This window comes from Acinetobacter sp. YH16056_T (assembly GCF_024605895.1).
In the GTDB taxonomy this organism is placed as follows: domain Bacteria; phylum Pseudomonadota; class Gammaproteobacteria; order Pseudomonadales; family Moraxellaceae; genus Acinetobacter; species Acinetobacter amyesii.
In genome coordinates this window covers 507,950-530,923 of record NZ_CP094545.1, presented here as the reverse complement: position 1 = coordinate 530,923, position 22,974 = coordinate 507,950, and the positions used below count along the sequence as shown (strand labels likewise).

Below are 22,974 nucleotides of genomic sequence, written 5' to 3'. Positions count from 1 at the left end.
ATTTATTTTTGATGAAAAAGTCAGACCGTTCACAGATTGCGATCCAAACATTCCTCATTGTTTGCTTCATAATAGCCAATAAAACACACAGTACAAGCCAAATTATCAAGATTTCTCAATTTTATATTTAATTTTGATATCAATCACTTAAATTGCATTTTTGCTGTTTTAAAACACTGACAGCCTTGGTCTATTGCTGACATATTTTTGTTGAAAATGACCATTTTGGTAATAGTTTCCTAGCCGTCAAAGTTTCAACATTAAAACGATCCTATTGTGATTTTTTCAATATAGAGCCTTAAACAAAACATCGTAAAAGCGCCATAAAAAAAATCCCCAAACATTGCGGGGATTTTTAAGGAATCAACTGAAATTATTCATCGTCTGTTTCAGGCTCATGATGTAGCGCATCATGTATGGCTTCCACCAATTGCTGTGCAATTTCTTGTTTTGAGGCTTTCTCTAAATCACGCTTTTCCATTTGATATTGATCTGCGAAGAACACAGTCATGGCATTTTCGTCTGAAGCAAAACCAATGTCTTTACGTGAAACATCATTGCACGCAATCATATCGAGTTTTTTTGCCACAAGTTTGCCGGCAGCATACTCTTCGACATTGCGTGTCTCGGCGGCAAATCCAACCATAAATGGACGTTTTGACTGCTGCGCAATCGTTGCAACGATATCTGGATTTTTAATTAAAGCCACATTGAGTTCATCGCCAGCTTTTTTGATTTTATGCTCTGCAACTTCTGCCACGCGATAATCTGCAACCGCCGCTGTTGCGATAAAAATATCACAGCCTTCATCTAACATTTGCAGACTGGTATCTAACATTTTAATTGCAGACTGCACATTAATCCGTCGTACACCATTTGGTGTATCTAAACTGACGGGTCCTGCGATCAGCGTTACTTTAGCACCAGCTGCATAACATGCCGCTGCCAGAGCAAACCCCATTTTACCTGTGCTGTGGTTGGAAATATAACGTACAGGATCTATCGACTCACGTGTTGGACCGGCTGTAATCGCCACATGTTTACCTGCAAGCATGCCAAATTTTTCAGCAATGGCTCGCTGTGCTTGATGAAAATAGGCCGTCACTTGATCCGCCAAATCTTCTGGCTCAGGCATACGTCCTAAGCCCACATCTCCACATGCTTGAGAACCGGCATCAGGCATGATCACATGTACGCCATCTTCAACCAGTGTATTTAAATTACGTTGTGTCGCTTTGGCTGCCCACATTTGCTGATTCATCGCTGGGGCAACCCAGACGGGTGCTTTTGTCGCAAGATAAAGTGTCGAAAGAAGATCATCTGCTAAACCCGCCGCAAATTTTGCCAGCGTGTCGCAACTTGTAGGAGCGACCAATACCAAATCAGCCCAACGTGCCAATTCAATATGCCCCATACCCGCTTCTGCTTCGGGATTGAGTAATTCGGTATGCACAGGGTTGCCTGAAAGCGCCTGAAACGTTAGCGGGGTCACAAAGGCTTGCGCACCTTGTGTCATCACCACGCGCACATCAAATCCGGCATCTTTTAATCGACGGACAAGAATGGCACTTTTATAGGCTGCGATACCACCAGTGACACCTAAAAGAATATTTTTTGTGGGCATTACACTTAAATCAAAGCTCACGAACAGGCTACCTATCTGTTGCAGTGGCGCTCACAATAGCATTAAATATGCACTGACCCAATAATCTGCTGTGAAAAAGCCGATTGACTGATAATAAAAAAGTCTAAGAATAATGAATAATTCAATTAAAAATTGGCCTGAACAAGAGCGTCCACGTGAGCGCCTGATTCAACAAGGCGCACAAAGTTTATCCGATGCTGAGCTACTGGCTATTTTCCTACGCTCTGGTTCCCAGCAGCACTCTGCTGTCGAACTTGCACGAGTCCTGATTCAACATTTTGGTCAGTTGCAAGCGCTAATGGATGCGTCACTTGAGGATTTACGCCAATTTCATGGCATCGGAAATAGTAAATATGCGCAGCTCATGGCGGTAAAAGAACTCGGTAAACGCTATGTGAGTCAGCATTTTCAAAATGAAGCCTTACACTTGCAACATTCTGAACAATTGCAAAACTTTCTTCGCTTTGAATTTTTATCGGAACGTCAAGAAGTCTTTGGCGTGCTCTGTCTAGATGCGCATTTAAGAAAAATAAACTTTAAAAAACTTTTTTATGGCAGCCTCAATACCTGTGAAATTTCCATCAATCAACTGCTGCGTTATGTCATTTCTGAACACGCCAGCAGTATTGTCATTGCACATAATCATCCTTTCGGTCGTGCAGAACCTTCTGCTGCCGATCTTGAATTGACTCGACTCATTCAGCAGGCTTGTCAGCTGGTGGAAATTCGACTGATCGATCATTGCATTATCTCAACAGAAGGGAGTTTTTCCTTTGCTGAACATGGCTTGCTCCAAGCACACTCATCTGCATGAAACAGTTATTGACAAGTGCTTGAGCAAACCCGAAGATCATCATAATTTTTTAAAACTAGAAATTATCATTCGAACATGATCGTCCGTGACCAACCGAGTATTTTTAAACTGCTATTTTCTTGGCGAGGAACGATTTTACCTAAGGTTTTACCGCCGCTCGGGATCGTTATGTTGCTGTCTGCCATTGTGGGCGGCTTATCCTATGTCGATATCTTCCATTTTACCGAATTTCCTTTGGTCGGCTTTACCCTAATCGGTGTTGTGCTGTCGATTTTCTTAGGCTTTAAAAACTCAGCCTGCTATGACCGTTGGTGGGAAGCTCGGCGTTTATGGGGCATTTTGATTGCCAATGCGCGACATTTTGACCGTGACTGCCGTTTACTCAGTCAAGGCCGTCGTGAACGTGTGATTCAACATGTGATTGTGTTTGCCAATGTTTTACGTGACCGACTCCGCCATCAAACCGCCAACCCTACTGAACTAGTTGAAACCAGCGGCATGAGCGCGAATGCCATCACCCAGTTATACCAACAAGCCAATGCACCGCAGTACACGTTGAGTTTGATCCAATGGGAGCTGATGCAGGCGCTTAAAGATGGTGAAATTTCAGATATTATTTATACCCAGATGAATCAGCATGTGATGGAACTCAGCACCGTACAAACAGGCTGTGACCGGATTGCCACCACGCCATTACCGTTTGCTTATTCGGTCTTGCTGAATCGAACCGTTTATTTTTTCTGTTTTGTCTTACCCTTTAGCTTGGGTTCTACTTTAGGTCTTGCGACCCCCCTATTGGTGGGGATTTTGGCCTATACCTTTTTAGGCTTAGATGCGCTGAGTTCAGAGATTGAAGAGCCCTTTGGTACACAAAGCAATGACCTTCCTTTGGACTCAATGGTTCGAACTATTGAAATTGAGCTACTTGGAACTTTAGGCAAACCCACCCCACCACCGATTCAAGCTAAAGATCATAATTTATTATAATTGGTATGCGTTTCGCCTGAATGCACGGATCGCATTCAGATCCATGATCCATACAACACCCATAATAATGAAAAATCATGAAAATAAAAAAACGGATTTTCACTTATAAGCCACAACCGATTCTGCATCCTTGCAAAGCGCTTGCTGTGATTTTCATGTTCGTTGTGTTGCTGTTTAGCATCGCATTACTCCTAGCATGGCAAGGCATATTATTCACATCATGGCAAAGCAATTGGCAATTCTTATTCCTGATGAGTGCTCTATTGGTCATCAGTATATTTCGTGACAAATCGCAAAGAATCAAATTTCCATTTTGGATTCAACAGCATTTGATTGATCCCAAATTGGCTTTGGATTTAAAAGAACACGCCTTACGCAGTTCAGATGCTGTGATTGTGGATTATCGAGAGGTGCGTGAACATTGGTGGCAAGGCAAACAGCAACAATTGCTCTTAAAGCTCAATGAACTTGAAGAGGCGAAATGGTTTAGCGTCGATCTCCATCAAGTCTTTGCGAGTACTTTGTTTTTAAACATTCATGTGCAATTGAATTCTGCCCTCATTGGGCAACAGATTTTGGTGCATTATTTGGCACGTACGCGCACCATCGTGCAGTTATATGCGCATGATCAGCTTGATGATTTTCATCAAATGAAAAACTACTTTGCCATGCCCTATACGGGGAATATCTATTTTGAGCAGATTCCAACACGGCTTACGTTGGATTTACCTTATTTATCGGAAATTCATGCCGTTCGTGAAGAAGATCAACCCGGTTATCTCCTCAAACTGAAAACCAGTTATGGGCAGAGCTATCGTATCAGTTCACAGGCACGGCATTTTGATAAACTCGAATTGGCACTCTCAAGCGCCATTGATTTTATTCCTTATCGCAATTTTAAACATCAACCTACCATGCAATCTGCCTTGCTGACCAAGAGGCATCCTCAACGCGTGACACGTCTACTGTTGTGCATAATCGCCATCAGTGTTTTTATCATCGCGTTTTTGTTCAAGTCATGGTTCTGGGCATGCGTTGCCGTGGGCTGCCTCTATCTGCTTTACCGTAACATTCAGCATTATCGAACTTCACCGTTTATCGAAGATCCTGATGTCAATGTGACTTAAAACTGTCCCAGATTCCAACTTGCCCTTCTTTCACTCGAGGGATGTTGCCGAGTTTGATCCATGGCATATTGTCACCATGAAAATCACTGCCAACAGAAACTTTTAAGTTAAAGGCAGCAATCATACGATCCACCATTTGACGAGTCGATAATGGCTCAATTGCCGGTGGTAATTCCACTGCATCACCGCCCGCTTCAGCAAAGATTTCAATCAAATAACGAATATTGGTTGCAGACAAATCATAACGCGTTGGATGCGCCAACACTGCAAAGCCACCACTGGCATGAATCACCTCAATGGTCTCAACAAGACTTGGACCTTCAAATTTTACAAAAGCTTTTTTGCCTTCTTTAATATATTTATCAAAAGCTTGTTGTGGACGTGAAACTACCCCCTTTTCCACCAAAGTTTTGGCAATATGGGTACGTGTAACCCGATCTGGAATCTGGTCGACTTTGGCAATCACATCGCTATAAATATCTTGACCAATTAACGGTATCAATAAGTCACAAATCTGCCGAGCACGTTCCGCTCGAATACGCTTTTGATCCATTAATAAGGCTTGTAAGGGCGCAGGATTTTGCACATTTAAAGCGACGATATGCACACCATAACTTTTTTTGGTCGCAGGTCTCGACCACTGGCTAGAAATCTCCACACCAGAGATTAATTGCAGCTTTAATTCATGCGCAACCTGCTCTGCAGCCAACAAACCGTCCATCGTATCGTGATCAGTCAAAGCCAGCGTATGAATTCCAATAGCACTTGCGGCCTGCACCAGAGCCTCTGGTGACAAAGTACCATCAGAAATATTACTGTGTGTATGTAAATCTACGCCTTGCATCTCTATACTATGTCATTTATTTGATCAGATTTAGATACTCTAACATGAAAGCACTTTTAGACTTTGTGCCACTCATTATTTTCTTTTATTTATATAAAACTGTAGATCCAAAAGATACGCAGCACCCATTATTACAATTGATTGGTTCTGCTGGGGGTGTCGATAACAATAACATTCTTGTGGCAACATCAGGCCTCATCATTTCCATGCTTGTGGTTTATGGTGCATTGTTTGTCATGCAAAAATTTCGTCTAGATAAACAACAATGGATTGTGTTGTTCATGACCGTGATTTTTGGTGGTATTACCCTGATGCTAAGCGATGATTTTTATATTCGGTTAAAAGCCGTTTTACTGAACTTAGTGTTTGCTGGGGCGTTTTTACTTTCTCCACTGTTTAGTAAAGATAAGAAACCACTCATCGAACGTTTATTTGGTCCAGTCTTAAATTTAACCGCTGTCGGTTGGAAACGATTGAACTATGCATGGGCTGCAATGTTCGTGGTGATGTCATGTTTACACACCTTTTTCGCTTATTTGTTTGCAGACGGAAAATATTGGGGTGAATTCACTGCTTTTGGTGACATGATCGTGATGTTTTCCTTTATCATTATTCAGTTTATTGTATTACGTAAATACTTTAAGACCTCAGAATAATCCATTCGGTCAAAAATCAGGAAAAGTCATGCCATTATTCGTCGTAAGCTGTACAGATAATGAAGGTACAGTAGAAAAGCGCCTTGCAGTTCGCCCTCAACATCTTGAACGTCTACAAAAACTTGATGATGAAGGTCGTCTGATTGTTGCAGGTGCGATGCCTAAAGATCCGGCAAACCCACAAGCTGGTTTTTATGGCAGTACGATCATTGTCGATTTTGATAGTCGTGAAGCCCTAGACCAATGGTTGGCAGATGAACCTTTCCTCAAAGAAGGGGTTTATGGCCAAATTGATGTCAAACCATTTAACAAAGCATTTCCTAAAGGATAAGGTTCATGCGCGTCGTTGTTTCTAGTTTACTGGGCTTATCTTTAATTTGTTCAACTGCATGGGCTGAAGAACCGGCTCCTGCACCTGCTGTAGCCCCTGCTGCTCAAGCAACGACTGCAACACCTCCTCCCAATCCTGTGCCGCATACTATTCCTGCCAATAAACCGGGCATCATTAAAGTGGCGGCAACCGTCAATCCCAATGGTCAACCTCAAGATGCAAATCCATTGACCATTGAGCAATTGGCAAAAAATAAAGCGCTGCAAGATGCCAAAGTCAAAGCGATGGTCAAAGACCAATCTGTACGCTTACAACAGTTAGAAAAAGCTAACCTTGAAGCCTTGGCGCAAAACCAAGAATTACAACTTAAAAATGATAGCTTGGGTGTACAAGTACAAGTGCTACAAAGTGAACGTAGCGCGCAGATGTTTTTATATGGCGGGACCACACTAGGTGTTGGTGTGATTTTAGGTTTCTTGTTGGCCAGTTACGTCTATACCAAACGTCGTCGTCAATGGTAATTCGTTTTTCTACTTCAATTTAAAGGGTGCTTGAGTTTTGTCAGGTGCAATTCAGACTGCCGATCTCGATTGGCAAATGATCGATGGCATTGATATTCCAGTGTCTAGACAGTTTGGTGATGTGTATTTTTCGAAGGATAACGGCCTACTCGAAACACGTCATGTGTTTTTAAAAGGGAATGACCTCGACACTCGCCTTGCGGCACTGACTGATTTTGAATATTTCAGTGTCGGCGAAACAGGTTTTGGTACAGGCTTAAATATTTTGGCCTTGTGGCAATTATGGCAACAGGTTCGTCCAGATAATCACAGTCATCTGCATGCTATTTCTGTAGAAAAATTCCCTTTATCTAAAGCAGACCTCATTCGTACATTAAATGCATGGCCTGAATTACAGCCTTTGGCACAGCAACTGATTGCGCAATATCCTGAACCCATTGCGGGATGTCATCGACTCAATTTTCCAGAAGAGCGTTTTTCGATTGATCTTTGGTTAGGCGATGCACACGACGTTTTTCCTGTCATGGCAAAAACTGCTACAGTCAATGCATGGTTCTTGGACGGTTTTGCACCCGCCTGTAATCCTGACATGTGGGAAGAAAACGTACTCAAAAATATCGTGCGTCTATCGGACATTGGGACGACCTTCGCCTCATTTAGTGTGGCAGGTGTACTGAAACGCGGCTTACGTGAGCATGGTATTACCATTACACGACCACGTGGCTTTGCTCATAAGCGTGAAATGCTCAAAGCTTTTTGGCTCGTACCTGAAAGATCAGATGATCAATCCGAAGTTGCTAACCTTCCCACTTTAGACGAAAAAAAAAATTCTGAAATCACTGTAGGTCATAACCCTCGTCAAATCACAATTATTGGCGCTGGCATCGCAGGTTTAAGCTGTGCTTGGGCATTTGCTCAACGCGGGCATCAAGTGCGTATTTACGAGAAATCAGCACCACTCAGCGGTGGGTCGGGTAATCCTCTTGCTCTACTCAACCCTAAACTCTGTCCAATTGAACAAAGTGCTGAGCATCTGATGACCCTCAGTTGGTTATATGCGCTCAAGCATTATCAAAACTTCAAGGCATTTCGTCCCTTACAGATTCACCAATCTATTTTAAAAAATAAAGCAGAATACCTTGATTTAGCTCAAGCTTATCCTTCAGAGGTGTTAGCTGCTGAAGAAGGCACGCCAAATCAATTAGCTTCAGCATTTCCAACCCTGCTCCTCAAACAAGCAGGCGCGGTCAGTCCACATCAGCTTCGTGACCAAATCTTGGCACATCCGCACATTGAATTGTTACAAGCAGATATTCAACGCATTGAGCAGCAACAAAATGGCGTTGCGCTATTTACACAGGATCAGCAGCTTCCATCTGTCGAACATGTCATTCTCTGTGCAGCACGTGAAAGTATGCAGCTACAAACAGATTATCCAGAGCTGCGTGCCATTCGTGGACAAGTCAGTTGGTTGAACAACCCCGCTCAACAAATGGATATGCATACCGCCTATAGTTATGGAGGCTATTGTATGCAACTGGATGCCGAACAGATGATTATGGGCGCGTCATTTTATCCCGGCCGTGATGACACCGACGTTCTCACCGAAGACCATGTGCATAACTATGAACTTATCCACAGTGTGTTCCCTGACTTTGCCAAAACCTTAGCACCGATTGAGCAATGGCATGGACGTGCTGCGATTCGCGCACAGACGAAAGACTTTTTCCCGGTAATTGGTGCAGTCCATGAAGATCAGCACATTTATAGCTGTAGTGGACTCGGTTCTAAAGGTTTCCTGTATGCACCGCTCTGTAGTGAAATCATTGCCGCGCTAGTCTTAAAAGAAGCCTGCCCTATTCCAACACAGCTACTCGATAAAATTCATGCAGCACGTTTTATACGACGCGCCAAAGCGAAACAAAAAACCAAGAAACCTTATTTTCAAGGTCAGGTGCCCTCAGCACCACCTCAAGAAAAATAACTTGCAATAAAAAAGCGCCTTTCGGCGCTTTTTTTGATTCGATCTTATTTCCCTTGTTCCAAAGGAAGACCGGCATCACGAGCAGCACGCGTGCCGCCCATTAAGATTACATATTCACGTGAGCTGTCAAAACCCTCTAGTAACTCTGCTGCACGTGGAGCTTTACTTCCGCCACCACATAAAATGTAAATGGGTTGATCCGTTGACACCTGAGTCAGTGCATCTGATGACAATGCGTTGATCGGTCGGTTAACCGCACCTTTCACATGTGCTTCAGCATAAGCACTTGCATCGCGAACATCCCAGATAATCGAGTCTTCTGGGAACTCAAATGTTGTAATTTCTTGTTTACGGATCATTGCGCACTCCTTTTGATGTAAACAACACTTGGCAAATGAAGAAAACATCCCTAGCATCTCAGATATTCTTTCCCTTTGTAAAGGTCTAATCTATGCCTTCTTTTGATATTGTTTCCGAATTAGAAGTTTTTGAAGTAAATCATGCAGTTCAAAACACGCAAAAAGAAATTGCGACGCGTTTTGACTTCCGTGGTCAAGACGTTTCAATTGAGTTAAATGAGAAAAATAAGGAAATCAAAATCTCAACAGAAAGCGATTTCCAATGTGAGCAAGTGTATACCATGCTCGAAAATCATTTCTTCAAACGTAAAGTCGACATTCAAGCACTCGATCCACAAAAAATGACGGCTTCTGGTAAAAACGTCATTCAAGTGATCAAACTAAAAGACGGTCTTGACTCTGATACTGCAAAAAAAATCAATAAAGCCATTAAAGAAAGCGGCATTAAAGTGCAATCTTCTATTCAAGGCGACAAAATTCGTGTGACTGACAAGAAACGTGACACTTTGCAACAAGTGATGGCGTTCTTAAAAGAGCAACAGTTTGGTGTGCCGCTTCAATTTAACAACTTTAAAGATTAAGGCAGCACAACTGCCATTGAGGTCAATATGGCACGTCCAAATCGTCTAAATAAACTGGTCAAAGCAAGCTCTAAATTACCCAAAGGTATTCAAAGTCGTTTGCTCAGTCGAGCTTTTGGTCGTGTCGTGCCCATGGTTGGAACGGCTAAAATCCAATATCAACATGTCAGCCCTGAGCGTGTTGAGGTGAGCATCGCCAATCATAAGGCGATGCAAAACCATATCGGGCAAGTACATGCCTGTGCCATGGCGCTGATCGCAGAAACAGCCACAGGTTTTGTCACAGCAATGAACGTCCCTGATAGCGCCATTGTCCTAATTAAAAGTTTCAAAGTTGATTTTAAACGTCCAACCCAAGGTGGGATGAAAGCCATCGCAACGCTTACACCCGAACAGCAACGACAAATGCAAAGCACAGAAAAAGGTGAAACCTTAGTACAGGTCTTAGTCACCGATGAATCTGGTGAAGCACCGATTCAATGTGAAATGCTTTGGGCGTGGGTGGCAAAATCCGCTCTGAAAAATAAATAAATGTAAATAAAACTTACTTTTAGGTAAGTATAAGTTTTACCAAATTTCAGCAAAATCAAGACTGTTTTTTACTATTTATACGCAGTAATTCCGCTCAATATGCTTGCACGACACAAATATATTGAGCACTTTATGAAAAAAATCATTCTCCTTTCATTCATCGGCATGGCGGTTTTTTTAACTGCATGTCAAAGTACTATTCCTGCAACGCCAACGACTCCAAATCAAGCGGCTGATAGCAATATTCAAACCAGCCAAGCAGCGGAAAATAAGAAAATCGTGATTGATTTTTATGAAGGTGTCTTTCTTAAACATCAGGTTAAGACATATGCTGACCGATATATTGGCAATCAATATATTCAACATAATCCGCATGTACCTGATGGCAAAGCGCCTTTTGTCGATTATTTTACCCAGTATTTTAAACAAAATCCTGAAGCAAAAAACCAGATCAAACGTGCCGCTGCCGAAGGTGATTTGGTCTATTTACATGTGCATTCTACGCAAAATAAGCAAGACCGCGGAGAAGCCATTATTGATATCTTCCGTGTTGAAAATGGCAAAATTGTTGAACATTGGGATGTGCAACAAAGCATTCCTGAAACCAGTGCCAACTCAAACACGATGTTTTAATTTCTCAGCCACTATTCATAAAAAAAGCCACTCGATTGAGCGGCTTTTTTTGTCTTACTTTAATTAAGCTTGATCTGCAGCAAATTTAGCTTTTGCATCCGCAGGAATTTGACGCTTAGCACCTTTCACATCGACAGCGACAAATGTAAATACACCTTCGGTTACGCGAATTGGATCACGTGAACTGTCGTGACTATCCCAAACTTCAATCTGCATTTGGATAGAGGTATTACCCACTTTTAAAATTTTGGTATATACACTGATGACATCCCCGACTTTCACAGGAACGAGGAAGGTCATTTGGTTAATTGAAATCGTTGCACAGCGTCCTTGACTGAAACGCTCTGCGTGAATTGCACCGGCCAAGTCCATTTGTGACACGATCCAACCACCGAAAACATCACCACTCCAGTTGGTGTCTGCAGGCATCGCGATGGTTTGTAGGGAAAGCGTTCCTTCAGGTTTTACATGAGTTTCTGACACTTTAGCTCCTGGCGCTGACATTTATTGAGGTAGATTTAACTGCTGATTGAGCCATTGTTGTAACTCACCAGCACGCATTGCACCGCTTATTCTAGCAATTTCGTTGGTTTTATTCATCAAAACCAGTGTAGGAATACTACGAACATTAAATGCACCGCTCAATCGAGGGTTTGCTTCGGTATCAATTTTGGCAAAAACCACCTTCGGATTAGATTTTGCAACTTGTGAAAAGTGGGGCGCCATCATCTTACATGGTCCACACCATTCAGCCCATAAATCGATCAGCACAGGTAAATCACTATTGCTAATAAAATTTGCAAAGTTCTTTTCATTCAACTCGATGGGCGCCAATGGAATCAATGCTTGGTGACATTGACCACATGCAGGTCCAACTTCGAGTTTTTCTTCAGGTACACGGTTTTTTGCACCACATTCAGGACACACAACGATCATTTAGCTGACTCCAACATGTTGATGTAAAAATTCTAATTGGGTTGCCATGGCTTTTTCAAACCATTGCCCATGATAAATATCAAAATGTTGCATTTCCCACTCATAATACTGCACATACGGTGCAATATTGGTCGCAGTTTCTCGGCTTGATTCGATGGGAATCAAACTATCTTCTTTGGCTGCAATAAAAAGTACTGGTATGCTAATTTTCCGGACATCCAAAATTGGGCGATAGCGGATTAACTTAAAAAAGGCCCGAGCCGGAATTTCGCCACTCCAATAAAAATCAGGATTCACAATCGATAAGTAGCCCGCATAACTATCCTCAGACTGTAAAAAACACAATCGATGTGGATGAACTACAGGTAAAGTCGTTGGGCTCATCCCAACTTTAGAACCCATATAGTCCTGACTCGATAATTTTAAGGCTTTGGGTAATTGCTGTAAGGGATACAATTTTGCACTTTCAGCACCGTCGACAAATGGGACTTGTACCATCACCGCTTTAATATTTTTAAGCTCTGCCGCCAAACTGAGTACATAGCCACCACTCAGCGATGTCCCCCATAATACAATGCGTCTTGAATCAATCGATTTACGCTGCTGTAAATGATCAATCATGGTCCGCCAATCTTCAAGTTGTGCCTTCAGGTTTACTAACTCTCGCGGACGCCCTGTACTGCCACCCCAATAGCGATAATCAAACAATACGGCAGCATAGCCCGCTTGTACAAAGCGCTTGGCATATTGCACTAATTTAAATTGGCGTAATGCAGCCAAACCATGCGCCATGAGAATGACTGCAGGTTTTTCAACAGATTTTGGACGATAAAAGTCAGCAGCTATAACATCTTGTCCGCTTTTGACATACAGTGGTTCGACTGTATAGGCGTGCATACGCGCTCCATTGCGTTATTTTATGGTTGTAATCGCTTATAAAAATTTAAGAACATTCTGCTCAAGTTTGTGCTTAATGCTATCATAAAGCATAAATCTATGAATTAAATTATGGAGTGACTCAATGAGCGAAAATGTTGGTTTTGCAGGTCAAATCGGCCCAGAACATGTAGCGCAAGTGGTTGAAAAAGGCTTTAAATCGATTATCAATAACCGCCCTGACATGGAAGGTGGTCCTGAGCAACCAACCAGTGCTCAAATTGAAGAAGCAGCACGTAGCGCTGGTTTAGACTATGTTCATCAACCTGTTGTTGCAGGTCAAATTTCTGAGCTAGATGTCCGTAACTTTGCTAATCATTTTAATGAATTGCCAAAGCCAGTGCTCATGTTCTGCCGTACAGGTAACCGTTCAAATAACCTATATCAACTAGCAAAACAGATGGATCTTTTGGATGACTAAGGCTTTCATTCAAAAAGCTTTATTGATCGCGACTTGCGTCTTTTCAGCACCTACATATGCAGATAATAACAGTCAGCCCTTAAATGCAAATTTAAGTGTCTCTGGGCAAATGACCACAGATAAATTTTCAAGTTTACTCAAACACCTTAAATTTAAATCTGTGATTGTGAACCGACCAGATAATGAGGCGGGCAATGAAGTGACTGTTTTACAGTTACGAGGCATTGCTGAAAAGTCTCATGTGAGTGTTGTGTATCAACCTGTGCAAAGCGGTAAAATTTCTCAAACAGACGTGAAAGAATTTGCCAAATATTATAATGAGCTTCCTAAACCCATTTTGATGATTTGTCGTAGCGGTTCTCGTTCGACATCTCTTTTCAATCAAGCTAAGGCTCAAGGTTTGCTCAATGAATAAATTCGTGTTTACCGTTTTATTTACAACGTTGTTGCTAACAGGGTGTAATTCTATGAATGTACGTCCAACCGTTGGTGTAAGTGTCGGGACTACACTTTGAATTGAACAGTCCTTCCAAAAAAAACAGCGCCGAAGCGCTGTTTTTTTAATTTAGTAAATTAGCCCACGGTTTTTGGTAGCTACAACTACCTACACCATATGGACTTGAATCAAATGGTTGCGATGCCGCTGATTCTAAATCAGCTTTTAATGGATTCAATGGGTAAAGCATCGTTGATTCAACTGTTTTTCCACTTACTGTTGTTGAAGCTTTAATTTGGACGGTTTGCCAACCTGCATAACGACGTAAGTAGTTAACTTTAAAGTCAAATGAACCTGTAGCAGTCGTTGTATAACTAAATTCATTTATCGCAGAATCATCAACTTTATCCCTATTTACTAAACTTGTTGCAAGCGATGAAGTAGTCGGATTTGTCACTGCCGAACATAACAAGTACGTTCTTGGTTCAATTTCATAGCGTGCAATTAAAGATTTATTAGATTCAAGTTCAACGATATCATTTTGTGCTTTTGATAAATCTATTTTTTTTGCATTAATTTCTGCTTGTAATTTTGCTTTGTTCTCTTTTGCATTCAGATCGCTATCATCAATTAAGCTCAAATCACCTTCTAAAGATTGAATATCAATATTGAGTTGATTAACTTTAGTATTTAAAGGCTTAATTTTATTAACATCTATATTCAAAAGATCTGTAGATCTTATTTTTTCAAGCTCAGAATTTTGAACGTAACGACCAATTGCACCAGAGATAATATTAATAGACATCGTCACTTTTTGATTTGATAAAGGCTTACCGTCAATATCAACAACTTGTGCAGAAATATCCTCAGTATAGAAAGTTTTTTCTGAATTAGTACTTAGTACACCAGCATTACCAAAAGTAATATTACCTACAGGAACTAACGTATCACCGGCAATCACATCCAGTTTAATCGGCTTAACCACTTTATTGTTATTGGGGTCTACAATTATCGCTTCAAAATTAATACCACTATTAATTAAAGATGTAGCCAGTTGCCCAGTCGCTAAAGGCAAACGTATAGTAAATACTGCATTACCAAGATTATCGGTAATTAGTGTTGAAGAACCATCAATTGAAACACGATTATTTGCATAATCTAAAATACTGAGTGTTACTGATTTACCAGCCAAAGAACCACCATTGGTATCCAAAGCTTTAACTGTAATCGTTGCCGTATCACCTTTTACAGAAAGTAAATTCTTATTCGTTTGAATAGCTAAATCATATAATGGTTTCTCAGCTTCGCTTTCAACTACACTTACATATGTATCAGATATTTTTTTCTTTTCAGCATTTAATAAATTAATAGAAATACCGTTTGTTAATAGTGATGTATTTGTAGAAGCACCCAGTTTAATCGTGTAAATGACATATCCATTTGCATCCGTTGTTTGATCCGCACTACCATCGATAGATACTCCTAAATCTTTAGCATTCACTAATTGTAATGTAACAGGTTCATTTTCAGCAGCACCACCTGTTTCAGAATCTAGAACTTGTACAGTTAAAACGATCGTATCACCTGATAACAACATAGCAGTTTTTGATGCTTTAAAGTTTGCATACAAATCTTTTGTTTCTTCTACAGGGGGAGTAGTAGTATCACCACCATTGTTACTATTATTTCCATTTCCATTTCCGTTATTTACAGTATCGCCTTGGTTAAAATAGCCATCGCTGCCGCCTCCACCACAACTTGCAAGTAAAATAGATAGTGCAATCGCAGAAAGCTTCAATGACGTTTGTTTATTTAGCATGAATTTCCCCTAGAACCCTCAATGTATATAGAGTTGTTATAAATATTTATTGGGTGCTATGTAACCATAGTTATAGCTTTATGTAAATAAAAGGAAGACAAATGTTTGTTGTGGTAAATTCTCTATAAATAGGAGTCTATATGTACGACATCATCATTATCGGTGCAGGAACCGCAGGCATTTCAGCCTATAAAGAAGCAATTAAAAAAACACAAAATATTCTTATCATTAATGATGGTCCCTGGGACACTACCTGTGCACGCGTCGGTTGTATGCCAAGTAAAATACTTATTTCTACTGCAAACCGGATATACGATATACAACACGCCGAAAATTTAGGACTAGATGTCAAAAGTGAAATTGACACCTCTAGAGTCATGCACCATGTTCAAACTTTACGTGATCGTTTTACAAGAGCCACGTTAAAAGATGTTGAAAGTTGGCCAAGCCAACATAAAATTTCTGGAAAAGCAGAATTTATTGATTCCAATACCATTCAAGTAAATAACCAAACATTTAAAGCCAAATCATTTATCCTTGCAGTAGGTACAACTCCTGCTATAGATACAGAACAAAAACAAATTTTAGGCGATAAATTAATTACGTCCGATCAAATATTTGAGTTAGAACAACTACCAAAATCTGTCGCAGTTATTGGAAGTGGCGTGATCGCTTTAGAATTGGCTCAGGCTTTAACACGGCTTAATGTAAACACCACTGTTTTTGCACGTAGTCGAAAAATTGGCTCACTGACTAGCCCCATATTACAAAAGCTCGCACAGGAAGAGTTAAGTAAAGAGTTAAAGCTAAAGTTTGAAATTTTACCTGAACATTACTCTGTTGAAGGCGATTTAGTTCATTTAACCTATACTGAAGAAAACGTACAAAAGTCACTACAAGTTGACTATGTTTTAGCTGCAACTGGCAGACGTACATTATTAAATACCTTAGGTTTAGAACGTATAAGTTCAGAATTTAAAGATTTAAAAAATTTACCGATCAATCCGGATACAAAGCAACTAGCTGATTATCCTATTTTTATTGTCGGTGATGCACATACCAATACCCCTATCCAACACGAAGCAGCTCATGAAGGTAAATTTACAGTACAAAACTGTTTAAACTTTCCACAAATTAAATCCATCAAGACGCTAACCCCTCTAGGCATCTTATTTTCTACACCACAAATGGCAACTATTGGTCAAAGCTATAAGCAACTACAAGATAAAAACACAGAATTCGTCATTGGTTTCGTTTCTTACGAAAAACAAGGTCGTGCGATTGTTGCTGCTAAAAATAAAGGGGCTGCCGAAGTATATGTGGATACAATTAACCATACACTATTAGGAGCTGAGCTATTCTGTGCAGAAGCTGAACATTTAGCACATTTGCTAGCTTGGATGATTTCAGAAGAACTAAGCATACATGAAATTTTGGATAAGCCTTTCTATCATCCAACTTTAGAAGAAGGGTTAAGAACTGCATTAAAGCATGCACGACGTCAGTTAAAATAATTTTATCGTTTTAGGTCGATTTATAGCGTTGGATTTCCAACGCTTTATTTTCGCCCCCTTTTATCTTTTTTCCACGCATAAAAAAACACCCCCTGAGATATCAGGGGGTGTTTCGAATAATGAGCTGGCGATGACTTACTCTCACATGGGTAACCCCACACTACCATCAGCGCTAAGAGGTTTCACTTCTGAGTTCGGGAAGGGATCAGGTGGTTCACTCTTGCTATTGTCGCCAGCACAACTGTTATGGATACTTGCTTAGTCTAATCTCAGAGCAGTGCTCTTCGTGCTAAGTTTTCTACCAAATGAGTTATTAACAGAAGTACTTGAGTTAATTTAAGGTGTTCATTTTATCTAGCTTTTCAACTAAATCAAGTTTGATTGATTATATGTGAATCAATTGATGCTTTACATACAACTGTTTGGGTGTTGTATAGTCAAGCCTCACGAGCAATTAGTATTGGTCAGCTTCATGCGTCACCGCACTTCCACATCCAACCTATCAACGTCGTAGTCTTCAACGGCTCTTTAGTGGACATAAAGTCCAAGGGAAATCTTATCTTGAGGTAGGCTTCCCGCTTAGATGCTTTCAGCGGTTATCCCTTCCGAACATAGCTACCCGGCGATGCGACTGGCGTCACAACCGGTACACCAGAGGTTCGTCCACTCTGGTCCTCTCGTACTAGGAGCAGATCCTCTCAAATTTCCAGCGCCCACGGTAGATAGGGACCGAACTGTCTCACGACGTTCTAAACCCAGCTCGCGTACCTCTTTAAATGGCGAACAGCCATACCCTTGGGACCTGCTTCAGCCCCAGGATGAGATGAGCCGACATCGAGGTGCCAAACACCGCCGTCGATATGAACTCTTGGGCGGTATCAGCCTGTTATCCCCAGAGTACCTTTTATCCGTTGAGCGATGGCCCTTCCATACAGAACCACCGGATCACTAAGACCTACTTTCGTACCTGCTCGACTTGTGGGTCTCGCAGTTAAGCGCGCTTTTGCCTTTATACTCTACGCGTGATTTCCGACCACGCTGAGCGCACCTTCGTACTCCTCCGTTACTCTTTAGGAGGAGACCGCCCCAGTCAAACTACCCACCAGACATGGTCCTCGTCCCGGATAACGGGACAGAGTTAGAACCTCAATATTACCAGGGTGGTATTTCAAGATTGGCTCCACCGAAACTAGCGTCTCGGTTTCAAAGCCTCCCACCTATCCTACACAAGTAAGATCAAAGTTCAATGTCAAGCTGCAGTAAAGGTTCACGGGGTCTTTCCGTCTAGCCGCGGGTACACCGCATCTTCACGGCGAATTCGATTTCACTGAGCCTCTGCTGGAGACAGCGCCCCCATCATTATGCCATTCGTGCAGGTCGGAACTTACCCGACAAGGAATTTCGCTACCTTAGGACCGTTATAGTTACGGCCGCCGTTTACTGGGGCTTCGATCAAGAGCTTCGCTTACGCTAACCCCATCAATTAACCTTCCAGCACCGGGCAGGCATCACACCCTATACGTCCACTTTCGTGTTTGCAGAGTGCTATGTTTTTAATAAACAGTTGCAGGGGCCTGGTTTCTGTGGCTGCTCTCAGCTCAGGAAGCAAGTTCCATCACCAAAAGCAGCGTACCTTCTCCCGAAGTTACGGTACCATTTTGCCTAGTTCCTTCAGCAGAGTTCTCTCAAGCGCTTTGGTCTACTCGACCTGACCACCTGTGTCGGTTTCGGGTACGATTCCAGTGTAACTGAAGCTTAGAGACTTTTCCTGGAAGTATGGTATCAGCCACTTCACTGTACAAGTACAGCTTGCTGTCAGATCTCAGCATAGAGTACCCCGGATTTGCCTAAGATACATGCCTACTTCCTTTCACCTGGACAACCAACGCCAGGCTGACTTAACCTTCTCCGTCCTCTCATCGCATTACACTGAAGTATTGGAATATTAACCAATTTCCCATCGACTACGCCTCTCGGCCTCGCCTTAGGGGTCGACTCACCCAGCCCCGATTAACGTTGGACTGGAACCCTTGGTCTTTCAGCGAACGGGTTTTTCACCCGTTTTGTCGTTACTCACGTCAGCATTCGCACTTCTGATACCTCCAGCAGACTTCTCAATCCACCTTCATCGGCTTACAGAACGCTCCCCTACCACTTACACTAATGTGTAAATCCGCAGCTTCGGCATATAGTTTTAGCCCCGTTACATCTTCCGCGCAGGCCGACTCGACTAGTGAGCTATTACGCTTTCTTTAAAGGGTGGCTGCTTCTAAGCCAACCTCCTAGCTGTCTATGCCTTCCCACATCGTTTCCCACTTAACTATAATTTTGGGGCCTTAGCTGGCGGTCTGGATTGTTTTCCTCTTGACTACGGACGTTAGCACCCGCAGTCTGTCTCCCGGATAGTACTCATTGGTATTCGGAGTTTGCATCGGTTTGGTAAGTCGGGATGACCCCCTAGCCGAAACAGTGCTCTACCCCCAATGGTATTCGTCCGAGGCGCTACCTAAATAGCTTTCGGGGAGAACCAGCTATCACCGAGTTTGATTAGCCTTTCACCCCTATCCACAAGTCATCCCCTGGCTTTTCAACGACAGTGGGTTCGGTCCTCCAGTTAGTGTTACCCAACCTTCAACCTGCTCATGGATAGATCACCCGGTTTCGGGTCTACACCCAGCAACTAAACGCCCTATTAAGACTCGATTTCTCTACGGCTCCCCTAATCGGTTAACCTTGCTACTGAATGTAAGTCGCTGACCCATTATACAAAAGGTACGCAGTCACCAAACAAGTTGGCTCCCACTGCTTGTATGCATGCGGTTTCAGGATCTATTTCACTCCCCTCACAGGGGTTCTTTTCGCCTTTCCCTCACGGTACTGGTTCACTATCGGTCAGTCAGGAGTATTTAGCCTTGGAGGATGGTCCCCCCATATTCAGACAAGGTTTCACGTGCCTCGCCCTACTCGACATCATTATCTAAGCCCTTTCGCGTACAGGACTATCACCTACTATGGTCGCACTTCCCAGAGCGTTCCACTAAAGCTTAGATAACTTAATGGGCTTTTCCCCGTTCGCTCGCCGCTACTGAGGGAATCTCAATTGATTTCTTTTCCTAAGGGTACTGAGATGTTTCACTTCCCCTCGTTCGCCTCATAAACCTATGTATTCAGTTTATGATACCCGCCTTATAGCGGGTGGGTTTCCCCATTCAGAAATCTCCGGATCACAGGATATTTGCCGCCTCCCCGGAGCTTATCGCAGGCTATTACGTCTTTCATCGCCTCTGACTGCCAAGGCATCCACCACATGCACTTAATTACTTGACTATACAACCCCAAACAGTCGCTAATACATACAAGTTGTATTTCGCGTCGCAAACTTAATTGCCACAGTTAGAGTCTCGTGAACTTAATCACTGTACAGCTTCAATTAGATTCATATACCAAAACGCTTGATTCAGTTAATTTCGCTAGTAACTCATTTCATTCAACTTTCACAATTGCTTGTTAGGTTAAATCAAACGAGTATGAACAAATTATTTCAACTCAAATATATTCTGTTAATGATTTTTCCAGCCTTCGTCAGGTCAGGAAACTGTGATAAATCACAGAGCTTAATAACAATGGAGCGAATCATACGCCACTTTGTTGCTAAGCTCTATAACCTAAACACTTGATCGCTTAAGGACTAAACAACTTCAACACTGCATGATCACATACTGCGCGAAGCGTAGCTTCTTGCTTAAATTTCAAGGAAAAACGTTGTTTTTCTTATCTTGAAATTTGGTGGAGACTAGGAGAGTCGAACTCCTGACCTCCTGCGTGCAAAGCAGGCGCTCTACCAACTAAGCTAAGTCCCCAGCTTATCAATAAGTCAATGTGTCTGATTTTCTGTTTGCTTCAGTATTTTCATACTGCATTCGTCAGAATGGTGGGTCTGACAAGACTTGAACTTGTGACCCCACGCTTATCAAGCGTGTGCTCTAACCAACTGAGCTACAGACCCTCAGATACATCGTCATGAAGAACAACTTGTTGTGGATTCTTACCAATCGTCAATCTTTCGTTAAGGAGGTGATCCAGCCGCAGGTTCCCCTACGGCTACCTTGTTACGACTTCACCCCAGTCATCGGCCACACCGTGGTAAGCGTCCTCCTTACGGTTAGACTACCTACTTCTGGTGCAACAAACTCCCATGGTGTGACGGGCGGTGTGTACAAGGCCCGGGAACGTATTCACCGCGGCATTCTGATCCGCGATTACTAGCGATTCCGACTTCATGGAGTCGAGTTGCAGACTCCAATCCGGACTACGATCGGCTTTTTGAGATTAGCATCTCCTCGCGGAGTAGCAACCCTTTGTACCGACCATTGTAGCACGTGTGTAGCCCTGGTCGTAAGGGCCATGATGACTTGACGTCGTCCCCGCCTTCCTCCAGTTTGTCACTGGCAGTATCCTTAAAGTTCCCGGCTTAACCCGATGGCAAATAAGGAAAAGGGTTGCGCTCGTTGCGGGACTTAACCCAACATCTCACGACACGAGCTGACGACAGCCATGCAGCACCTGTATGTAAGTTCCCGAAGGCACCAATCCATCTCTGGAAAGTTCTTACTATGTCAAGACCAGGTAAGGTTCTTCGCGTTGCATCGAATTAAACCACATGCTCCACCGCTTGTGCGGGCCCCCGTCAATTCATTTGAGTTTTAGTCTTGCGACCGTACTCCCCAGGCGGTCTACTTATCGCGTTAGCTGCGCCACTAAAGCCTCAAAGGCCCCAACGGCTAGTAGACATCGTTTACGGCATGGACTACCAGGGTATCTAATCCTGTTTGCTCCCCATGCTTTCGTGCCTCAGCGTCAGTATTAGGCCAGATGGCTGCCTTCGCCATCGGTATTCCTCCAGATCTCTACGCATTTCACCGCTACACCTGGAATTCTACCATCCTCTCCCATACTCTAGCTTCCCAGTATCGAATGCAATTCCCAAGTTAAGCTCGGGGATTTCACATCCGACTTAAAAAGCCGCCTACGCACGCTTTACGCCCAGTAAATCCGATTAACGCTCGCACCCTCTGTATTACCGCGGCTGCTGGCACAGAGTTAGCCGGTGCTTATTCTGCGAGTAACGTCCACTATCCTTAGGTATTAACTAAGGTAGCCTCCTCCTCGCTTAAAGTGCTTTACAACCAAAAGGCCTTCTTCACACACGCGGCATGGCTGGATCAGGGTTCCCCCCATTGTCCAATATTCCCCACTGCTGCCTCCCGTAGGAGTCTGGGCCGTGTCTCAGTCCCAGTGTGGCGGATCATCCTCTCAGACCCGCTACAGATCGTCGCCTTGGTAGGCCTTTACCCCACCAACTAGCTAATCCGACTTAGGCTCATCTATTAGCGCAAGGTCCGAAGATCCCCTGCTTTCTCCCGTAGGACGTATGCGGTATTAGCATCCCTTTCGAAATGTTGTCCCCCACTAATAGGCAGATTCCTAAGCATTACTCACCCGTCCGCCGCTAGAAATCGGTAGCAAGCTACCTATTCCCGCTCGACTTGCATGTGTTAAGCCTGCCGCCAGCGTTCAATCTGAGCCATGATCAAACTCTTCAGTTTAAAATCAATAGTACCTTAAAGGGTACCAATCTTGGCTCATCAATTACTGACAAAAATTTGCTCAAATAAACTTCGAGTAATTTCTACCATCAATCAATGAAAATAATTTCGATCAATCAACTAGTAAAAATCCACACAAGTTGTTCTTCATAATCTCTTAATGATCTTCTTGTTGGTTCGTCACCAGCAAGCTAGGTCGGCTATATTACTCTTTATTTCTAAAGAGTCAACCAGTAATTCAAATTATTTTTAAACTTATCAAATAAAACCGAACTTAATCAATTTAACCAAGT

Annotated in this window: 20 protein-coding genes, 2 tRNA genes and 3 rRNA genes; 13 read left to right on the top strand and 12 right to left on the bottom strand. The window is 42.6% G+C overall.

Annotated features, from left to right (window positions below):
- Positions 1–373 precede the first annotated feature (373 nt).
- On the bottom strand, positions 374–1,645 hold the full coding sequence (coaBC, locus tag MST17_RS02645) for a bifunctional phosphopantothenoylcysteine decarboxylase/phosphopantothenate--cysteine ligase CoaBC (protein WP_180026767.1): 1,272 nt from the start codon (positions 1,643–1,645) through the stop codon (positions 374–376).
- A gap of 112 nt (positions 1,646–1,757) precedes the next feature.
- On the opposite strand from coaBC, the gene radC reads away from it, so the two are divergent.
- The 3 genes from radC (at position 1,758) to MST17_RS02630 (ending at position 4,573) form a co-directional block, all read left to right on the top strand.
- Positions 1,758–2,459: a DNA repair protein RadC gene (radC, locus tag MST17_RS02640; protein WP_180026768.1), complete on the top strand. Its 702-nt coding sequence runs from the start codon at positions 1,758–1,760 to the stop codon at positions 2,457–2,459.
- 75 nt (positions 2,460–2,534) lie between these two features.
- Positions 2,535–3,446, top strand: a complete 912-nt coding sequence (locus MST17_RS02635; RefSeq protein ID WP_078191309.1) for a bestrophin family protein — start codon at positions 2,535–2,537, stop codon at positions 3,444–3,446.
- 77 nt (positions 3,447–3,523) lie between these two features.
- On the top strand, positions 3,524–4,573 hold the full coding sequence (locus MST17_RS02630; protein ID WP_180026769.1) for a hypothetical protein: 1,050 nt from the start codon (positions 3,524–3,526) through the stop codon (positions 4,571–4,573).
- Here the strand turns inward: MST17_RS02630 and MST17_RS02625 are convergent.
- Positions 4,560–5,417 (bottom strand): PHP domain-containing protein, encoded by an 858-nt coding sequence (locus MST17_RS02625; RefSeq protein WP_180026770.1) that lies wholly within the window; start codon positions 5,415–5,417, stop codon positions 4,560–4,562. The two genes, MST17_RS02630 and MST17_RS02625, sit on opposite strands and share 14 nt — an antisense overlap.
- A 44-nt stretch (positions 5,418–5,461) precedes the next feature.
- Between MST17_RS02625 and MST17_RS02620 the strand changes: the two genes are divergently transcribed.
- Genes MST17_RS02620 through mnmC form a run of 4 tightly spaced genes read left to right on the top strand, consistent with a single transcriptional unit; the run spans position 5,462 to position 8,909 of the window.
- Positions 5,462–6,073 (top strand): inner membrane-spanning protein YciB, encoded by a 612-nt coding sequence (locus MST17_RS02620; protein ID WP_078191311.1) that lies wholly within the window; start codon positions 5,462–5,464, stop codon positions 6,071–6,073.
- A gap of 28 nt (positions 6,074–6,101) precedes the next feature.
- Positions 6,102–6,404 (top strand): YciI family protein, encoded by a 303-nt coding sequence (locus MST17_RS02615; protein WP_078191312.1) that lies wholly within the window; start codon positions 6,102–6,104, stop codon positions 6,402–6,404.
- Between the two features lie 5 nt (positions 6,405–6,409).
- Positions 6,410–6,925 carry a hypothetical protein gene (locus tag MST17_RS02610; RefSeq protein WP_078191313.1) on the top strand — a complete coding sequence of 172 codons (516 nt, stop codon included), beginning with the start codon at positions 6,410–6,412 and terminating at the stop codon, positions 6,923–6,925.
- Between the two features lie 37 nt (positions 6,926–6,962).
- Positions 6,963–8,909: an FAD-dependent 5-carboxymethylaminomethyl-2-thiouridine(34) oxidoreductase MnmC gene (gene mnmC / locus MST17_RS02605; protein WP_180026771.1), complete on the top strand. Its 1,947-nt coding sequence runs from the start codon at positions 6,963–6,965 to the stop codon at positions 8,907–8,909.
- Positions 8,910–8,953: 44 nt separating this feature from the next.
- Here mnmC and MST17_RS02600 read toward each other — a convergent pair whose 3' ends face one another.
- Complete coding sequence (locus MST17_RS02600) at positions 8,954–9,268, bottom strand: rhodanese-like domain-containing protein (RefSeq protein WP_078194202.1); 315 nt, start codon at positions 9,266–9,268, stop codon at positions 8,954–8,956.
- A gap of 92 nt (positions 9,269–9,360) precedes the next feature.
- Between MST17_RS02600 and MST17_RS02595 the strand changes: the two genes are divergently transcribed.
- From MST17_RS02595 to MST17_RS02585, 3 genes are all read left to right on the top strand, one after another.
- Positions 9,361–9,849 (top strand): YajQ family cyclic di-GMP-binding protein, encoded by a 489-nt coding sequence (locus tag MST17_RS02595; RefSeq protein WP_078194203.1) that lies wholly within the window; start codon positions 9,361–9,363, stop codon positions 9,847–9,849.
- Positions 9,850–9,876: 27 nt separating this feature from the next.
- On the top strand, positions 9,877–10,380 hold the full coding sequence (locus MST17_RS02590; RefSeq protein ID WP_180012065.1) for a DUF4442 domain-containing protein: 504 nt from the start codon (positions 9,877–9,879) through the stop codon (positions 10,378–10,380).
- 132 nt (positions 10,381–10,512) lie between these two features.
- The gene (locus tag MST17_RS02585; protein WP_180026772.1) at positions 10,513–11,013 is read left to right on the top strand and encodes an ester cyclase; all 501 of its coding nucleotides are present in this window, start codon (positions 10,513–10,515) and stop codon (positions 11,011–11,013) included.
- Between the two features lie 63 nt (positions 11,014–11,076).
- On the opposite strand, the gene MST17_RS02580 is transcribed toward MST17_RS02585, so the two are convergent.
- The 3 genes from MST17_RS02580 to MST17_RS02570 are packed head-to-tail and all read right to left on the bottom strand — an operon-like array spanning position 11,077 to position 12,846.
- On the bottom strand, positions 11,077–11,496 hold the full coding sequence (locus MST17_RS02580) for an acyl-CoA thioesterase (protein ID WP_078191328.1): 420 nt from the start codon (positions 11,494–11,496) through the stop codon (positions 11,077–11,079).
- Between the two features lie 21 nt (positions 11,497–11,517).
- Complete coding sequence (gene trxC, locus MST17_RS02575; RefSeq protein ID WP_180026773.1) at positions 11,518–11,949, bottom strand: thioredoxin TrxC; 432 nt, start codon at positions 11,947–11,949, stop codon at positions 11,518–11,520.
- Complete coding sequence (locus MST17_RS02570) at positions 11,950–12,846, bottom strand: alpha/beta hydrolase (protein WP_180026774.1); 897 nt, start codon at positions 12,844–12,846, stop codon at positions 11,950–11,952.
- Between the two features lie 124 nt (positions 12,847–12,970).
- Between MST17_RS02570 and MST17_RS02565 the strand changes: the two genes are divergently transcribed.
- Together MST17_RS02565 and MST17_RS02560 are read left to right on the top strand one after the other, a co-directional pair.
- Positions 12,971–13,306: a TIGR01244 family sulfur transferase gene (locus tag MST17_RS02565; protein ID WP_078191321.1), complete on the top strand. Its 336-nt coding sequence runs from the start codon at positions 12,971–12,973 to the stop codon at positions 13,304–13,306.
- On the top strand, positions 13,299–13,721 hold the full coding sequence (locus MST17_RS02560; protein ID WP_180026775.1) for a beta-lactamase hydrolase domain-containing protein: 423 nt from the start codon (positions 13,299–13,301) through the stop codon (positions 13,719–13,721). The genes MST17_RS02565 and MST17_RS02560 overlap by 8 nt, the downstream gene beginning before the upstream one ends.
- 145 nt (positions 13,722–13,866) lie before the next feature.
- On the opposite strand, the gene MST17_RS02555 is transcribed toward MST17_RS02560, so the two are convergent.
- Complete coding sequence (locus MST17_RS02555) at positions 13,867–15,561, bottom strand: hypothetical protein (RefSeq protein WP_180026776.1); 1,695 nt, start codon at positions 15,559–15,561, stop codon at positions 13,867–13,869.
- 140 nt (positions 15,562–15,701) lie between these two features.
- Between MST17_RS02555 and MST17_RS02550 the strand changes: the two genes are divergently transcribed.
- Positions 15,702–17,075, top strand: a complete 1,374-nt coding sequence (locus MST17_RS02550) for a dihydrolipoyl dehydrogenase (RefSeq protein ID WP_180026777.1) — start codon at positions 15,702–15,704, stop codon at positions 17,073–17,075.
- 122 nt (positions 17,076–17,197) lie between these two features.
- On the opposite strand, the gene rrf is transcribed toward MST17_RS02550, so the two are convergent.
- From rrf to MST17_RS02525, 5 genes are all read right to left on the bottom strand, one after another.
- Positions 17,198–17,312 (bottom strand): 5S ribosomal RNA (gene rrf / locus MST17_RS02545).
- A 196-nt stretch (positions 17,313–17,508) separates the two neighbouring features.
- Positions 17,509–20,402 (bottom strand): 23S ribosomal RNA (locus MST17_RS02540).
- A 457-nt stretch (positions 20,403–20,859) separates the two neighbouring features.
- Positions 20,860–20,935 (bottom strand) — tRNA-Ala (locus MST17_RS02535).
- A 69-nt stretch (positions 20,936–21,004) separates the two neighbouring features.
- Positions 21,005–21,081, bottom strand: a tRNA-Ile gene (locus MST17_RS02530).
- Positions 21,082–21,142: 61 nt separating this feature from the next.
- Positions 21,143–22,681: ribosomal RNA gene (locus tag MST17_RS02525) — 16S ribosomal RNA — on the bottom strand.
- The 16S, 23S and 5S rRNA genes sit together here with 2 tRNA genes alongside, the layout of an rRNA operon.
- Positions 22,682–22,974 lie beyond the last annotated feature (293 nt).

Bases quoted from the DNA above. Each gene is read 5' to 3' on its own strand.
- MST17_RS02590 (WP_180012065.1), top strand. From the start codon at position 9,877: ATGGCACGTCCAAATCGTCTAAATAAACTGGTCAAAGCAAGCTCTAAA.
- MST17_RS02610 (WP_078191313.1), top strand. From the start codon at position 6,410: ATGCGCGTCGTTGTTTCTAGTTTACTGGGCTTATCTTTAATTTGTTCA.
- MST17_RS02595 (WP_078194203.1), top strand. From the start codon at position 9,361: ATGCCTTCTTTTGATATTGTTTCCGAATTAGAAGTTTTTGAAGTAAAT.
- MST17_RS02635 (WP_078191309.1), top strand. From the start codon at position 2,535: ATGATCGTCCGTGACCAACCGAGTATTTTTAAACTGCTATTTTCTTGG.
- MST17_RS02555 (WP_180026776.1), bottom strand. From the start codon at position 15,561: ATGCTAAATAAACAAACGTCATTGAAGCTTTCTGCGATTGCACTATCT.
- MST17_RS02620 (WP_078191311.1), top strand. From the start codon at position 5,462: ATGAAAGCACTTTTAGACTTTGTGCCACTCATTATTTTCTTTTATTTA.
- MST17_RS02550 (WP_180026777.1), top strand. From the start codon at position 15,702: ATGTACGACATCATCATTATCGGTGCAGGAACCGCAGGCATTTCAGCC.
- MST17_RS02585 (WP_180026772.1), top strand. From the start codon at position 10,513: ATGAAAAAAATCATTCTCCTTTCATTCATCGGCATGGCGGTTTTTTTA.
- MST17_RS02570 (WP_180026774.1), bottom strand. From the start codon at position 12,846: ATGCACGCCTATACAGTCGAACCACTGTATGTCAAAAGCGGACAAGAT.
- trxC (WP_180026773.1), bottom strand. From the start codon at position 11,949: ATGATCGTTGTGTGTCCTGAATGTGGTGCAAAAAACCGTGTACCTGAA.
- MST17_RS02625 (WP_180026770.1), bottom strand. From the start codon at position 5,417: ATGCAAGGCGTAGATTTACATACACACAGTAATATTTCTGATGGTACT.
- MST17_RS02565 (WP_078191321.1), top strand. From the start codon at position 12,971: ATGAGCGAAAATGTTGGTTTTGCAGGTCAAATCGGCCCAGAACATGTA.
- MST17_RS02560 (WP_180026775.1), top strand. From the start codon at position 13,299: ATGACTAAGGCTTTCATTCAAAAAGCTTTATTGATCGCGACTTGCGTC.
- radC (WP_180026768.1), top strand. From the start codon at position 1,758: ATGAATAATTCAATTAAAAATTGGCCTGAACAAGAGCGTCCACGTGAG.
- MST17_RS02600 (WP_078194202.1), bottom strand. From the start codon at position 9,268: ATGATCCGTAAACAAGAAATTACAACATTTGAGTTCCCAGAAGACTCG.
- MST17_RS02615 (WP_078191312.1), top strand. From the start codon at position 6,102: ATGCCATTATTCGTCGTAAGCTGTACAGATAATGAAGGTACAGTAGAA.
- MST17_RS02630 (WP_180026769.1), top strand. From the start codon at position 3,524: ATGAAAATAAAAAAACGGATTTTCACTTATAAGCCACAACCGATTCTG.